Source organism: Pseudomonas sp. MWU347 (genome assembly GCF_017947305.1).
In the GTDB taxonomy this organism is placed as follows: domain Bacteria; phylum Pseudomonadota; class Gammaproteobacteria; order Pseudomonadales; family Pseudomonadaceae; genus Aquipseudomonas; species Aquipseudomonas putida_A.
The window spans coordinates 145,974-160,185 of record NZ_JAFGZB010000008.1; the positions used below are offsets into that span (position 1 = coordinate 145,974).

The window sequence follows — 14,212 nt, forward strand, 5'->3', positions numbered from 1 at the left end:
GCCATCGCGAGCAGGCTCACTCCTACAAAGGTCTGCGCTGTTAGAATGCGCGCCTTATCCCGCCATACCGCAGCGCACGCCATGACCCAGACCTCCGCCTCCCACCCCGCTCACGTCGCCATCATCGGCGGTGGCCCCGCCGGCCTGATGGCCGCCGAAGTGCTGAGCCAGGCCGGCGTGCGCGTCGATTTGTACGACGGCATGCCGTCGGTGGGGCGCAAGTTCCTGCTGGCCGGGGTCGGCGGCATGAACATCACCCACTCCGAGCCTTACCCGGCATTCCTCGCGCGCTACGCCGAACGCGCACCGCAGATCGCGCCGTTACTGCGCGGTTTCGACGCCGACGCGTTGTGCCGCTGGATTCATGAACTGGGCATCGAAACCTTTATCGGCAGCTCCGGCCGGGTGTTCCCCACCGACATGAAAGCCGCGCCGCTGCTGCGCGCCTGGCTCAAACGCCTGCGCGACAGCGGCGTGGTTATCCACACCCGCCATCGCTGGCTCGGCTGGGATGAACACGATGCGCTGCGCATCGCCAGCCCCGACGGCGAAATCACCGTCAAACCCGACGCCACCCTGCTCGCCCTCGGCGGTGGCAGTTGGTCGCGCCTGGGTTCGGATGGCGCGTGGATGCTGCCTCTGGAGCAAAAAGGCGTAGGACTGGCGCCGTTGCAGCCGAGCAATTGCGGCTTCGAGGTGCAGGCCTGGAGCGAATTGCTTGTCAGCAAATTCGCCGGCGCACCGCTGAAAAATGTCGCCATCGGTTTGAACGACGATATCCCGCGCTTGGGCGAATGCGTGATTACCGCAACCGGGGTCGAAGGCAGCCTGATCTATGCGCTGTCGGCACCGATTCGCGAGGCGATCAATACGCAGGGTTCAGCCACGGTGCACATCGATCTGTTGCCCGGCCGACCTGTGGATAAATTGCAGGCAGCGTTGAGCAAGCCACGCGGTTCACGCTCGATGGCCAAGCATCTGCACAGTCAGGTCGGAATTGATGGGGTGAAAGCGGCGTTGTTGCGCGAGCTGACCGACGCAGCAACCTTCGCTGATCCGGCGTTGTTGGCGCGGGCGATCAAGGCGTTGCCGCTGACCTTGGTGAAAACCCGTCCGCTTGACGAAGCGATCAGCAGTGCCGGTGGCGTGACGTTCGAAGCGCTGGATCAGCGTTTGATGCTCAAGGCGTTGCCGGGGGTGTTCTGTGCGGGGGAAATGCTCGATTGGGAAGCGCCGACAGGTGGCTATCTGCTGACCGGGTGTTTTGCCAGCGGGCGGGCGGCGGGGATTGGAATGTTGCAGTGGCTCAAGTCCGAGGTGCCTGCCTGAACCCTCACCCCAACCCTCTCCCCGAGGGAGAGGGAGCCGACCGAGGTGTCTGGCGTAACACATCGACCTGAAAGACCGAGTCGATTGTGGATTCACAGCAGCAGAATCAGGTCGGCGTAGAATTCAAGCATCCTCCAATCAGTCCCCTCTCCCTCCGGGAGAGGGTTAGGGTGAGGGGCTTTTGGCTTTAAGGCTTGCGCTTACGCGGCCCGGTATTGAACACCGGCACTTTACGCACAGGCTTGATCGACGGCTCCGGCGCCTGGGTGTCGCCACTGTCGACCCACTTGCCCAGATTGCGCTTGCCACCGCCGCCGGATGCTTTCGGCTTTTTCGGTTTCTTCGGCTTCTTGATCACCTGACCGCTGGCATCGGTATCCGGCACGCGGTGCTCAGGTTCGAAATCCGGCTCGTTCTGACGCTTCAAGGTCTGGCGGGTGAGCATCTCGATTGCCGAGAGCATGTTTACTTCATCCGCGCACACCAGCGAGATCGCCTCGCCCGTCGCGCCCGCACGGCCAGTACGACCGATGCGGTGGATGTAATCCTCGGCGACGATCGGCAGGTCGAAGTTGACCACCAGCGGCAAATCTTCGATATCCAGACCACGGGCAGCGACGTCGGTGGCCACCAGAATCTGCACTTCGCTGAGCTTGAAACGATCCAGCGCACGTTGACGGGTCGCCTGCGGTTTGTCGCCATGAATGCCGTCGGCGTTGATGCCCAGGCCCTGGAGTTTTTCCACCAGCGCGTCCACTCCATTGCGGGTCTTGGCAAACACCAGCACCTGCTTCCACTTGTTCTTGCGCATCAAGTGCACGAACAGTTCCGGCTTGCGCTTCTTGTCCACCGTCACCACCCACTGCTTGACGGTGTTGGCCGCGACGTTGCGCGGGCTCACCTCAATGCTCAGCGGATCGTTGAGCATCTGCCCGGCGAGCAGGCGGATGTCGTCGGAGAAGGTCGCGGAGAACAGTAGCGTCTGGCGCTTCTTCGGCAGCATGCGATAAATGTTCGCCAGTTCTTCGGAGAAGCCCAGGTCGAGCATGCGGTCGGCTTCATCCAGCACCAGAGTTTGCAACTGATCGAGTTTCAACGCGTTCTGGCGGAACAGGTCGATCAGGCGACCAGGCGTGGCGACCAGCACATCAACGCCGCCGCGCAGCTTCATCATCTGCGGGTTGATGCTGACGCCGCCGTACACCGCATACGTGCGCAATGGCAGGTTTTCAGCGTATTGGCGCACCGACTCATGAACCTGCTCCGCCAGCTCGCGGGTCGGCACCAGAATCAGTGCACGCGCCGAATTGGCGGCCACTTTCGGTCCTTCCATGGCCAGCAGCTGCAGCAGCGGCAAGGCGAAACCGGCGGTCTTGCCGGTGCCGGTCTGGGCCGCAGCCATCAGGTCGCGACCGGCCAGAACGGCCGGAATGGCTTGCGCCTGGACCGGCGTTGGAGTCTGGTAGCCGAGCTTCTCGAGGGAGCGCAGCAAGGGTTCGATCAGGCCAAGGGTGGCGAAAGTCATGGGAGTACCGTAGGAAAATTCAGCGCAATTGTGCGACACGAGTGTGCAATGGCGCGCAGTTTACCCTAATTCACACGTTGCTCTGCTGGAATGGCGGTCTTCGGCGTCTCCACGACGAGCGGCTGCGCCGGCCGCCGCCACTGCGGCAGACCGATCAGCACCACGGCACTGATGATCACCAGCATCGCCAGCGCTTCTTCCATGCCGATGGTCTCGCCGACAAACACGATCCCCAGCAACACCGCCACCGCCGGGTTGACGTAGGCATAACTGGTGGCCGCCGCCGGACGCACGTGTTTGAGCAGGTACATGTAGGAATTGAAGGCGATGATCGACCCGAAGAAGATCAGATAACCCAAGGCCAGCCAGCCTTCCATCGGCGGCAAGGCTTGCAGGTGTTCGCCGCTCACTGCGCTGCCGATCAACAGCACCACGCCACCCACCAGCATCTCCACGGCACTGGCCATTGCCCCTTGCGGCAGCGGCAGGTGTTTGCTCCACACCGAGCCGAACGCCCAGGTCGCCGCCGCAAAAATCAGCAGCGCCGCACCCATTGGACTCGACTGCAGGTTGGAGCCCATGTTGAGCATGGCGATGCCGACAATTCCCAACGCCACCCCGGCCCATTCGAGGCGCGTATTGCGCGCGCCCCAGAAATAGCCGAAGAGCAAGGTGAACAACGGCACCGTCGCCACCGCCAGTGCCGCCACACCGGAAGCCACGCCAGTATGCTCGGCGACACTGACCGCGCCGTTACCGAAACTGAGCAGCAGAATCCCGATGATCCCCGCCGCTTTCCACTGCGCCCAGGTCGGCGCCGGCGCCCCGCGCCAGCGCAGGAAGGCGTACATCAGGCTGCCGGCAATCACGAAGCGCACCCCGCCGAGCATCAGCGGCGGCCAGTATTCGACGCCGAGACGGATCACCAGATAGGTCGATCCCCAAATCACGTACAGCGCAAAAAACGCGGCGATCAGCGGCAGAGAAAAACGGCGCAAGGCAGGCATGGGCAGCTCGACAGTCAGAGGCAGGGTGTGAATTATTCTAGAAAGGCCCGCGAGCAAAAATAAGTTACAAAACCTGTTTATCGCGCCGGTACACTTTTGAAACAACGGAGATCGACGGGATAAACCACGATTTCGAAAGTCTGGCAATTTCAGGAGTCCGGCCTTGGACAAATACGACCGCATGCTGCTCAGCGCCCTGTTGGAAAACGGGCGTGCGTCCTACGCCGATCTGGCGCGCAAAGTGAACCTGTCCGCCCCGGCAGTGGCCGAGCGCGTGGCCAAGCTTGAAGCCGCCGGCGTGATCACCGGGTATCAGGCGAACATCGACCTGTCGAAAATCGGCTTGCCGATTCAGTGCATGATCGAATTGCGCCTGCACCAGAACGGCAGCCAGAAGGTCTACGACGAACTGGTGAAAATCCCGCAACTGACCGAGTGCTTTCGAGTGACGGGCGACCCGTGCGTGATGATGAAGGGTGCGGTGGCATCGATGACGGAGCTGGAAGAGTTGATCAATCGCGTGGCGAAGTTCGGCTTCAGCAAGACCTCGATTGTGTTGTCGAGCGCGATCGAGAAGCGCGTGCCGCTCAGCCATATAGAAGGCAACGGTAAGTAATCAGGAACTCAGAAGATCCAAATGTGGGAGCGGGCTTGCTCGCGAAGAGGGAGTGTCAGACAACATAGTTGCCGAATGACACACCGCTTTCGCGAGCAAGCCCGCTCCCACAGGGGATTTTGGGTGACTTCGGGATCAGCGGTAGCGCTGCAGGTGTTCGCTGACTTTCGCGGCGGGGACTTTCTGCAGTTTGCACAACAGGTCGTGATTCAGCTCACGCACCCCATGCTTGTGCCGCAGTTCTTCCGCCAGATGCGCCATCAGGTTGGCCGCCATCTCGGCATCCGCCATCGCCCTGTGCGCCTGGCCGGTATGCGGCAGGCGGGCGAAGGTGGTGAGGGTGCCGAGCTTGTGATTCGGTGCCGCCGGCATCAGGCGGCGGGCCAGCAATAGCGAGCAGGCGAAATTCTGCAGACGGGTGCGTTTGATCCGCCCCAGTTCGAAGTCCCAGAACTTCTGGTCGAACGAGGCGTTGTGCGCCACCAGCGGGGTGCAGCCGACGAATTCGTTGACCTCTTCCATGACCCGCTCGGCCGAGGGTGCACTGCGCAGCATGGCGTTGCTGATGCCGGTCAGTTGTTCGATGAACGCAGGAACGCGCACGCCGGCGTTCATCAGGCTCTGGTAACGCTCGACGATACGGCCGTTCTCCAGCATGACCACGGCTATTTCCGTGGCGCGACAGCTGCTGTTCGGCGACAGGCCGGTGGTTTCAAAGTCGATGACTGCAATGCGTTCCAAACCGGGTTCAACTCCGTACAAATCAATTCTTGAGCAACGCTCAGTTTTTCAACAGCAGTGCGCCTTCAATCGGCACATAACGGCTGGCGGCGCGGATCAGCGAGTTGGCGGTCAGACCCGGCACGCCATAGGCCACTGCCTGTACGCCGTGCTTGCTGATGATGCGTTCGAGCAGCATGTCGAAGTCGCCGTCACCGGAGGCCAGGACGATTTCGTCGACGTGGTCGGCGGCGTCCATGATGTCGAGGGTGATGCCCACGTCCCAGTCGCCCTTGGCCGAGCCGTCGCTGCGCTGGATATAGGGTTTGAGCTTCACGGTGAAACCGAGGTTGCGCAGGATCTGCTGGAACTGCTGCTGCTTGCTGTCGCCACGGTCGATGGCGTAGGCATAGGCCTCGACGATCTGCCCTTGCTTGCTAATGTCAGCCCACAGCGCGGCGTAGTTGAAATGGCAACCATAGGCCTGACGCACGGTGTAGTAGAGGTTCTGCACATCGGCGAACACTGCGATTTTTTTCACCGGGATTCCTGTGAGCGCATAGCGCACGAAGCGGGATCAGGCGCCGGGCCCGAAAAAGGCGCTCAGTATGCCAGTCCACAGGAAGGTGGCGCGAATAATCAACCCACCACTCCGGACGGATGGTGGACTGTGGTGAGGGGATTTATCCCCGATGGAGTGCGCAGCAGTCCCATTTTCGGGGCCGCTGCGCTGCCCATCGGGGATAAATCCCCTCACCACAGGTTTGATACTGGCGACTGATCCGTCAGACGAACGAATCGTCGTCATCGAAGAACGACGAGTTGTCATCGCTGTAATCAGTATCAGTGAATCCGCCCTGGTCATTGCCAGAGAAACCGTTATCGGCCACACGCTGGTCATTGCCCCAATCGTTGCCGCTCTGGTCAGCCACTTGCGCCGGCTCTTCCTTGATCACTTCAACAATTTCTTCAGGCTGCTGGTTGTGATGGAACAGGCTGCTGATGCCCTGCGCCAGCATCACGCCACCGGCCACGCCAGCGGCGGTTTTCAGGGCGCCGCCGAGGAAGCTGCTGCCCGCGGCCGGGGCTGCTTGCTGCGCGTAGTTGGGCGGTGGTGCGGCATAGTTCTGTTGTGGCGCTGGCGCAGCGTAGTTCTGCTGCGGTGCCGGCTCACGCCAGCCGCCGGTAGAAGCCGGAGCGCTCTGGGTCGGCGCTGGACGCGAGCTGCCGCCGCCGAAGATGCTCGACAGGAAACCACCGCCGCCGCTTGGCGCCGGGGCCGCACTCTGGGACTTGGCCGCTTGCAGTTCAGCCTGCAATTGCTGGACTTGCTGGGTCAGCTGCTTGTTCTGTTCGTCGAGGCTCTTGATGGCCGCCTCTTGCACCAGAATCGCCTGGGTCATGAAATAACCTGCCGCCGGCTGGCGGGTCAGGTGTTCCTTGATCCGCGCCTCGGCCTGGGCGTCGCGCGGGGCTGCCTCCGTTTCGGCCTGTTGCAGCCGGGAAAACAGTCCATCGATCAGGGTTTGCTCTTCGCTGTTCATGGCGACCTCGTAGATTGCCGGGGATAACGTTGCCCGTGTCCACGGTGGACATGGCGCACCTCTGTAATGGAGGCAGTGACAGGATGTTTCAACGACCTTTACCGAATGTTTACGTTTGTGTCCGCCCGCCCATCATCGGTTAAAGTGAGCCACTGTTTTCGACCTGCGATACCGACTGATGAATGCCTTCGATGTACTGCGCGACTCTCTGTATTTTTTCAAACGCCATCTGGCCAGCATCGTGCAGTTATGCCTGCCGCTGGTGATCTTCGAGGCGGCGCTGCAACAAGTGGTGGATCACGTCACCGACCCGGACAGTTTCTCCGCCGCCAGCGTGGTCGTCGGTCTGCTGGTGTATCCGCTGTACACCGCCGCGCTGATTCTGTTCCTCGATGCTCGCACCCGTGGCGAAGCTCCGCGCAATCTCGATCTGCTGGCGATGTCCGCGCGCCTGTGGCCGCGTTTCGCCTTGCTCACCGCGCTCAATACCTTGCTGATTCTGCTGGGGTTGTCGCTGTATTTCCTGCCGGGGCTGATGCTGATGGTCATGCTCGCATTCGCTGAATACCTGCTGGTGTTGCGCGGTATGGGGCCGTTGCAGGCGATGAAGGAAAGTCTGCGCCTGACCCGTGGGCATTTCTGGCGGATCCTGCTGTGCATTCTGTGTGTGATGGGGCCGTTGTGGCTGCTCAAGGGTGCAACGCTGGCGGCGTACCCCGACCCGCAGAATCCGCTGATCGCGGTAATGATCGACAGCGCGCACAGTTTCCTGCAGCTGTTCACCAGTGTGGTGCTGTTCCGTCTGTTCATGCTGATCAGCGAATTGCCTGACAAACGTACCGGAGCGGTCTGACTTCGCGGCCCTTGGGCCAAGGCTCTGCGGTCAGGTATGCTCGGAGCCACTTTTGTAACGCGATAAGCCGAGCCATGCCCCGTCTGCTGCGCTACACCCTGTTGCTGATTGTGCTCGCCATCGTCCTGATCGGCGGGCTGTTCTACAGCCTGACCTGGCGCCCCGGCGCACGGGAAACCCTGCCGGTCGCCTGCAGCGGTACGCCGCCGACCCTGGTGCCGGGGCAAGCGCTGAAAGTCATGACCTGGAACGTGCAGTACCTCGCGGGCAAGCGCTACGTGTTCTGGAACGATCTCGCCCAAGGCTCCGATGAAGCGCCGTCCCGGGAAGACATGGCCTTCAGTCTCGACGAAGTGGCGCGGGTGATCCGCGACGAACAACCCGACGTGGTGCTGCTGCAGGAACTGGATGACGGCGCCAAGGCCAGTGATTACCAGAATCAGCTCAAGCTGCTGCGGGAACGGGTCACCGACCTTTACCCGTGCAGCGCTCACGCCTTCGACTGGAAGGCCGATTTTGTCCCCGATCCGCACATCTTCGGCAGCGTTGGCCGGCAACTGGCGACCCTGAGCCGTTATCGCATCGAACACGCCGAGCGTCTGCAATTGCCGGTGCCGTCAGCGAATTTCATCTCCCGCCAGTTCGAACCCAAGGACGCCCTGCTCGCGACCAAACTGCCGCTGAGCGACGGCGGGCAACTGACGGTGTTCAACACCCATCTGGATCGCGCCCGCCAACCGGACGAGACCTTGCAGGCGCAAGTGACAGCGGTGACCAAGGTACTCGACAAGTACGAAAGCCAGGGCCTGCCGTGGCTGATCGGCGGTGATTTCAATCTGTTGCCGCTGGGCCAGTATCAACGCCTGCCCGCCGAGCAGCGCACGCCTTACTCGATCGACAGCGCCCTGCATCTGTTGTGGGACAAGTACCCGATGATCCCGACCAATAACGAAGCCAGCGGCATCGACCGCGCCCACTGGCTGACCCACTACCCCAACGACCCCGGCCTGAATGGCCCGGACCGCACCGTGGACTATCTGTTCTACAGCCCGAAAATCAAACGGGTCGAAGCGCGGGTGCGCCAGGACGATACGTTGCGCATTTCCGATCACTTGCCGGTGATTGCGCGGTTCCTGCTGCCCGCAGCCCCGTAGCCAGTTAACACGATATCCCCCTGTGGGAGCGGGCTTGCTCGTGAAAGCCCCGTGTCAGTTGATGCATCCGTGCCTGGCGCACCGCCTTCGCGAGCAAGCCCGCTCCCACAATAGATTGATGTCGTACCGTGATTGGTTGGCAGGCTGCGATGTTTTGCTCTTCAGGTGCCGCGCGGCTTGGCCCGCGCCGTGGCCTCGGCCACCAACGGATCGTCCGGCCAATAATGCTTGGGATAGCGCCCCTTGAGATCTTTCTTCACCTCGGCATAGGTGCTGCGCCAGAAGTTGGCCAGATCCTGCGTCACCTGCACCGGCCGCCGTGCCGGGGACAACAGGTGCAGCTTGACCACTTGCCGGCCGCCGGCAATTCGCGGCGTCTCGGCGAGGCCGAACAACTCCTGCAGACGCACCGCGAGAATCGGCGGAAACTCGCTGTAATCCAGACGAATCGATGACCCCGACGGCACACTGATGTGATGTGGCGCCAGCTCATCAAGCTTCTGCGGCAGCGGCCACGGCAGCAGATTGCGGACGATGCTCGACAGGTCCAGATTGGCGAAATGGCTGAGCCGCGAGACCTTGCCCAAATAAGGCATTAACCAATGCTCGAGAGTGTTCAGCAACGTCGCGTCGCTGACATCCGGCCACTGGCTTTCGGCCTGAGCGTTCAGTTCCAGTTGCCGCAGCAACGCAACCCGCGCCTGCCACTGCCGTAGCTCCGGCGTCCACGGCAACAACTCCAGTCCCTTGCGCCGCACCAGATTGACCAGCGCCTGACTGCGCGCCGCTTCGTCGAGACCGGTCAACGGTTCGCGGCTGAGGATCAGTTCGCCAACCTTGCGCTGACGCTCGGCGCGCAGCACGCCTTCGCGCTCATCCCAGTCCAGTTGATCGACAGCGCGCACTTGCTCGGCGAGCACCGAATCGAACAGCGCCGGATCAAAATCCGCCGCCAGGTAAATCCGTTCCTCACGCTGGCCCTGACGACTGCCGAGGTCGGCGATGACGATCCACGGCTCCTTCATCAGGCTGTCGGCTTCGGCGAACAGTGCTGCGCGCCCATTGGCCAGACGATATTCGGCGCCACCGGCACGCCGCTGTTGGGCGACGCGATCCGGGTAAGCCAGCGCCAGCAGCGCACCGAGCCAGCGCGGGTGATCGGGATCGCTGACCGGCGCGCTGGCCTTGCCGCGCAGGTAACCGCGATATTGCCGCGCCAGTTGCCGCGCACGCTGCACGCCGCCCTGAGCACCGCGTGCCGCGCGTTCTTCGCCGGAGAGCAGCACCAGGCGACTGTGCAGATCGGCACCGGCGCCGCGCAGGATATCGCGCTCGCCGAGCAGTGCCGCGACGTCGCACGCCATGTTCGCCAGCCCCAGCGCCTGACCGCGCAGTAACAGATGGGCGATGCGCGGATGCGCAGGCAACTCGGCCATGGCCTGACCGTGGGACGTCAGCGCCTCGCCTTCGAGTGCGCCCAGGCGCTGCAACAAATCCTGCGCCTGGGCGTAGGCTGCTGCCGGCGGAATATCGAGCCAGACCAGTTCGCCCGGAGTCACGCCCCAGCGTCCGAGTTGCAGCGCCAGACTCGCCAGATCCGCCGACAGAATTTCGGCACTGCCGTAAGCGGCGAGTTGCTCGTGCTGATCCTGCGACCACAAGCGGTAACACACACCCGGCTCCAGACGTCCGGCCCGGCCCGCACGCTGGGTGGCGCTGGCCCTGGAAATGCGCTGAGTATCGAGGCGGGTCATGCCGCTGCCTGGGTCGAAACGCGGCACCCGCGCCAGCCCGGCGTCGATCACCACGCGCACGCCGTTGATGGTCAGGCTGGTCTCGGCGATGTTGGTCGCCAGCACCACTTTGCGTTGGCCGGCCGGCGCCGGGTCGATGGCAGCGCGTTGGGCATTCAGGTCCAGTTCACCGTGCAACGGGCAGAGCAATACATCTTTACGCTCGCCAATGGCATCGCTCAGTTGCTGATGCACCCGACGGATTTCCGCCTGCCCCGGCAAGAACACCAGCAGGCTTCCAGTCTCATCGTGCAGGGCTTCGAGGACGGTCTGGGTCACGCGCTGGTCGATGTATTCGCCGGGCTGGAACGGCCGCCCCCAGCGCATCGTCACCGGGTACATGCGCCCTTCGCTGCGCAGGATCGGCGCGTCATCCAGCAACCCGGCCAGACGCTCGCCTTCCAGCGTGGCGGACATCAGCAAAATCTTCAGCGGCTGTTCAGCTCGGAACAGTTCACGACCGTTCAAACTCAGGGCCAAGGCCAGATCGGCATCAAGACTGCGTTCGTGAAATTCGTCGAAGATCAGCAAACCGACGCCTTCCAGCGCCGGATCATCCTGCAGACGCCGGGTGAGAATCCCCTCGGTGACCACTTCGATACGGGTATTGGGGCCGACCTTGCTGTCGAGGCGGATGCGATAACCGACGGTTTCACCGACCTTCTCACCCAGTTCGCTGGCCAACCGTTCGGCAGCGGCTCGCGCGGCGAGACGCCGTGGTTCGAGCATCAGAATGGTCTGCCCGGCCAGCCACGCTTCATCGAGCAAGGCCAAAGGCACGCGGGTGGTTTTACCGGCGCCGGGCGGTGCTTCGAGCACGGCTTCGTGGCGTGTCGCCAACGCTTCACGCAGGGCGGGTAAAACTTCATCGATCGGCAAAGAAATCATGCTGGCTCCCCAGGGCGTGCCCACAGTAAATTGCGAGTCGCGTTAAAGCTGTGAGCGTGCCAGGCAAGGCGCGGGACGCAGGTAAGGGTCGTTTCCTTGCCAAGTTCCGCAACGCAGCATGGCGCGTTCACAGCTTTAGCCCGGAGGGCCGAACCCCGCCAGGATTCATCAACCTTCACGCGGTGTCGATCTGGAGAAAACAACTTCAATCCTCAACGTATTTCGGTGGGGTGAGACGAGGCCGCAATTTACTGTGGGCGCGCCCTGCCGAGGGCGAGTATAACGGCGAACTGCTTGGCGTTCGTCAGGGTCTTAACTTCACAAGACGAAGCTTCGTTAATAGATGACTCAGGAGATTTTCCATGCGCTTACCTTCTCGCCTGATCGGCGGTGTACTGGTCGCCACCCTGCTCACGCAACTCACGGCTTGCGGCTCGATTTTCTACCCCGATCGTCGCGGGCAGATCGATGGCAAGATCGACCCGGCGATTGCCGTGCTCGACGCCGTGGGCCTGCTGTTCTACGTCATCCCCGGCCTGATCGCCTTTGCCGTGGACTTCACCACCGGCGCGATCTATTTCGAACCGGGCCACACCGCTCAGGTCGATCCGGCCAAGCTCAAACAGGCGGTCGGCCCGGACGGTCAGGTCGATAACCTCAAGTTGCAGGCTATTCTCGAAACAGAACTGGGCCGCAACCTGCCACTGGACGATCCGCGCCTGATCCAGCACAAGGGCAGCACTCAACAACTGGCGATGTTTGGCCTGCAACCCGCCGCATAAGGAAATCACATGACCACCAGCCCCGAACACGCCCGCCTGCTGCGGCTGGCAACCCGCGCTTCGGTGGCGGTGGCCTGCACGCTGATCATCGCCAAAGCCATCGCCTGGTGGCTGAGCGGCTCGGTGAGCATGCTCGCCGGCCTCACCGACTCGGCGCTGGATGGCGTCACTTCGCTGCTCAATCTGCTGGCGGTGCATTACGCGCTGCGTCCGGCCGATGACGATCACCGTTACGGCCACGGCAAGGCCGAATCGCTGGCGGGCATGGCGCAGGCGCTGTTCATCGGTGGCAGTGCGGTGCTGATTGCGTTCCAGGCGTATGAACGCATCAAGCAACCGGAGCCGCTCGGCGCGCCGTGGCTGAGCATCGGCGTGATCGTGTTCTCGCTGCTGCTGACCGCCGCGTTGCTGACGCTGCAACATCGGGTGATCAAGCAGACCGGCTCCAACGCCGTGCGCGCCGACTCGCTGCACTACCGTTCGGACATGCTGCTCAACGGCAGTATTCTGATTGCGCTGATCCTCGCCGGCATGGGCTTTCATCAGCTCGATGCATGGTTCGGTCTGGGGATTGCCGGGTACATTTTGTGGAGTGCGATCCAGATCGCCCGGGAAAGTTTTTCGGTGCTGATGGATGAAGAGTTGCCGGCGGACGTCAGTCAGCACATGCTCGAACTGGCCTGCGGCGTACCCGGCGTACTGGGCGCGCATGATTTGCGCACGCGGATTTCAGGCAACCACTGGTTTGTGCAGTTGCATCTGGAGTTGCCAGGAGAGCTGACCTTGTCAGTGGCTCACGGCATCAGCGATCAGGCGGCGGATGCGATTCACGCCGCCTACCCACGAGCCGAAGTGCTGGTGCACGCCGACCCGCAGGAAGTGGTCAAGACCGAACGGGCGCAAACCCGGATTCAGTAAGATACCTGATAACCGCGACTGCTCAGGCAGTTGCCCTGAGCCTGACGGTAAGCCTGCACCACTTCAGGCGCTGGTTGATAGGTCGCGGTACGCGGGTCGAAACCGCTCTGCTGCACAGCATATTGGTAGCACTGATAACCGTCCTGCTGCACCTGTTCCGGCGATTGACCGTTGGCCGGATAGGCCTCGACGTCATAGCCCTGGGATTGCGGCTGCGGTTGCGGCGGTTGCTGCGCCGGGGGTTCGACTACGACGTAATCCTGAGTGGCTTCCTGATACGCATAGTAGGAACCGGCAGCGAGGAACAGCAGCGCACCGCCGATCCACACTTCACGGGCATAGTCCGGCAGATACTGGGTGCGAATCCCTCGTGGCGGCTGCACGACGATGTAGCGCGGGCCTTGCGGGCGATACCAGTAGCCACCGGAATAGAAGTAGTCCTGACCACGATACGGCACGCGGTATTCGCGATCCGGGAAACGGTCGATCACATGCCCCGGGCGGTATTGCGGGCCTGGACCCCAACCGTTGCCATGCCCGTCCGGGCGACCCGGCCAGCGATTGTCATTGGGCCGGTTGCCGGTTTGCCATTGCTGGTTGTGGTAACCATTCTGCGGCCGCTCGTCGCGGTAGTAACCCTGGCGCGGTTCCTGAGTCTGGCGCACGGTGTCGGGCCGTGGCTGGATCGGCAGGTTGTTCGACGGTGGCGACTGATGCACCGGAGCAGGCTGATTGGGCGCGCGGTTCTGGTTCTGCCACTGGCCATTGTTGTGCTGCTGGCCGTTGTGCTCGAACTGGCGGCTGTTGTCGCCCCGAATGATTTCGTTGTTCTGCGGCCGCGGCTGATTTTGCGGCGGCGGATTGTTCTGCCCGTGGGGCTGATGATCGCCCCCATGGCCCTGGTTATTTCCCTGATGCTCAGGGCCGCGTCCACCATTAGGGCTGCGGCTCTCCGGATCGTCGGCGAGCGCTTGCGCACTGACGCTCACACACAGCAAACCAACACCGGCCAGACGCCAGATGCGCGACTTCATGCTTTTCCTCACTGCGGGTATTAAGAGGGCTTGTAGCTAAGACCGGGAA

The 14,212-nt window shown here is 62.4% G+C and carries 13 protein-coding genes; 6 read left to right on the top strand and 7 right to left on the bottom strand.

Going from position 1 to position 14,212, the window contains the following annotated elements; translation table 11 throughout:
- The first annotated feature begins 81 nt into the window (after positions 1–81).
- Positions 82–1,329 carry a TIGR03862 family flavoprotein gene (locus KCG87_RS18295; protein WP_134787389.1) on the top strand — a complete coding sequence of 416 codons (1,248 nt, stop codon included), beginning with the start codon at positions 82–84 and terminating at the stop codon, positions 1,327–1,329.
- Between the two features lie 187 nt (positions 1,330–1,516).
- Here the strand turns inward: KCG87_RS18295 and KCG87_RS18300 are convergent, their stop codons facing one another.
- Together KCG87_RS18300 and yedA are read right to left on the bottom strand one after the other, a co-directional pair.
- The gene (locus KCG87_RS18300) at positions 1,517–2,854 is read right to left on the bottom strand and encodes a DEAD/DEAH box helicase (RefSeq protein WP_134787390.1); all 1,338 of its coding nucleotides are present in this window, start codon (positions 2,852–2,854) and stop codon (positions 1,517–1,519) included.
- Between the two features lie 65 nt (positions 2,855–2,919).
- Entirely contained in the window at positions 2,920–3,861 is a 942-nt protein-coding gene (gene yedA / locus KCG87_RS18305; protein WP_210558616.1) for a drug/metabolite exporter YedA, read from the bottom strand.
- Positions 3,862–4,024: 163 nt separating this feature from the next.
- On the opposite strand from yedA, the gene KCG87_RS18310 reads away from it, so the two are divergent.
- Positions 4,025–4,477: an Lrp/AsnC family transcriptional regulator gene (locus tag KCG87_RS18310; protein WP_027612871.1), complete on the top strand. Its 453-nt coding sequence runs from the start codon at positions 4,025–4,027 to the stop codon at positions 4,475–4,477.
- Positions 4,478–4,612: 135 nt separating this feature from the next.
- On the opposite strand, the gene KCG87_RS18315 is transcribed toward KCG87_RS18310, so the two are convergent.
- The 3 genes from KCG87_RS18315 to KCG87_RS18325 form a co-directional block, all read right to left on the bottom strand.
- Positions 4,613–5,218 carry a 3'-5' exonuclease gene (locus KCG87_RS18315; RefSeq protein ID WP_027612872.1) on the bottom strand — a complete coding sequence of 202 codons (606 nt, stop codon included), beginning with the start codon at positions 5,216–5,218 and terminating at the stop codon, positions 4,613–4,615.
- 40 nt (positions 5,219–5,258) lie between these two features.
- Positions 5,259–5,738: an NYN domain-containing protein gene (locus tag KCG87_RS18320; protein WP_007963710.1), complete on the bottom strand. Its 480-nt coding sequence runs from the start codon at positions 5,736–5,738 to the stop codon at positions 5,259–5,261.
- A 244-nt stretch (positions 5,739–5,982) separates the two neighbouring features.
- The gene (locus KCG87_RS18325) at positions 5,983–6,741 is read right to left on the bottom strand and encodes a DUF2076 domain-containing protein (RefSeq protein ID WP_098965755.1); all 759 of its coding nucleotides are present in this window, start codon (positions 6,739–6,741) and stop codon (positions 5,983–5,985) included.
- A 178-nt stretch (positions 6,742–6,919) separates the two neighbouring features.
- Here KCG87_RS18325 and KCG87_RS18330 point away from each other — a divergent pair, with 178 nt between their 5' ends.
- Positions 6,920–7,594 carry a YciC family protein gene (locus KCG87_RS18330; RefSeq protein WP_139054430.1) on the top strand — a complete coding sequence of 225 codons (675 nt, stop codon included), beginning with the start codon at positions 6,920–6,922 and terminating at the stop codon, positions 7,592–7,594.
- A gap of 74 nt (positions 7,595–7,668) precedes the next feature.
- Entirely contained in the window at positions 7,669–8,748 is a 1,080-nt protein-coding gene (locus tag KCG87_RS18335) for an endonuclease/exonuclease/phosphatase family protein (RefSeq protein ID WP_210558615.1), read from the top strand.
- A gap of 161 nt (positions 8,749–8,909) precedes the next feature.
- On the opposite strand, the gene hrpB is transcribed toward KCG87_RS18335, so the two are convergent.
- Positions 8,910–11,429: an ATP-dependent helicase HrpB gene (gene hrpB, locus KCG87_RS18340; RefSeq protein ID WP_210558614.1), complete on the bottom strand. Its 2,520-nt coding sequence runs from the start codon at positions 11,427–11,429 to the stop codon at positions 8,910–8,912.
- Between the two features lie 362 nt (positions 11,430–11,791).
- Here hrpB and KCG87_RS18345 point away from each other — a divergent pair, with 362 nt between their 5' ends.
- Together KCG87_RS18345 and KCG87_RS18350 are read left to right on the top strand one after the other, a co-directional pair.
- Entirely contained in the window at positions 11,792–12,211 is a 420-nt protein-coding gene (locus KCG87_RS18345; RefSeq protein WP_003228492.1) for a hypothetical protein, read from the top strand.
- Between the two features lie 9 nt (positions 12,212–12,220).
- Positions 12,221–13,129, top strand: coding sequence for a cation diffusion facilitator family transporter (locus KCG87_RS18350; RefSeq protein ID WP_134787396.1), 909 nt, complete (start codon positions 12,221–12,223; stop codon positions 13,127–13,129).
- Here KCG87_RS18350 and KCG87_RS18355 read toward each other — a convergent pair.
- On the bottom strand, positions 13,123–14,163 hold the full coding sequence (locus tag KCG87_RS18355) for a DUF6515 family protein (RefSeq protein ID WP_134787397.1): 1,041 nt from the start codon (positions 14,161–14,163) through the stop codon (positions 13,123–13,125). The two genes, KCG87_RS18350 and KCG87_RS18355, sit on opposite strands and share 7 nt — an antisense overlap.
- Positions 14,164–14,212: the final 49 nt, after the last annotated feature.

Excerpts from the sequence above, each read along its gene's own strand:
- KCG87_RS18295 (WP_134787389.1), top strand. The coding sequence starts at position 82 with ATGACCCAGACCTCCGCCTCCCACCCCGCTCACGTCGCCATCATCGGC.
- KCG87_RS18300 (WP_134787390.1), bottom strand. The coding sequence starts at position 2,854 with ATGACTTTCGCCACCCTTGGCCTGATCGAACCCTTGCTGCGCTCCCTC.
- yedA (WP_210558616.1), bottom strand. The coding sequence starts at position 3,861 with ATGCCTGCCTTGCGCCGTTTTTCTCTGCCGCTGATCGCCGCGTTTTTT.
- KCG87_RS18325 (WP_098965755.1), bottom strand. The coding sequence starts at position 6,741 with ATGAACAGCGAAGAGCAAACCCTGATCGATGGACTGTTTTCCCGGCTG.
- KCG87_RS18330 (WP_139054430.1), top strand. The coding sequence starts at position 6,920 with ATGAATGCCTTCGATGTACTGCGCGACTCTCTGTATTTTTTCAAACGC.
- KCG87_RS18335 (WP_210558615.1), top strand. The coding sequence starts at position 7,669 with ATGCCCCGTCTGCTGCGCTACACCCTGTTGCTGATTGTGCTCGCCATC.
- hrpB (WP_210558614.1), bottom strand. The coding sequence starts at position 11,429 with ATGATTTCTTTGCCGATCGATGAAGTTTTACCCGCCCTGCGTGAAGCG.
- KCG87_RS18345 (WP_003228492.1), top strand. The coding sequence starts at position 11,792 with ATGCGCTTACCTTCTCGCCTGATCGGCGGTGTACTGGTCGCCACCCTG.
- KCG87_RS18350 (WP_134787396.1), top strand. The coding sequence starts at position 12,221 with ATGACCACCAGCCCCGAACACGCCCGCCTGCTGCGGCTGGCAACCCGC.
- KCG87_RS18355 (WP_134787397.1), bottom strand. The coding sequence starts at position 14,163 with ATGAAGTCGCGCATCTGGCGTCTGGCCGGTGTTGGTTTGCTGTGTGTG.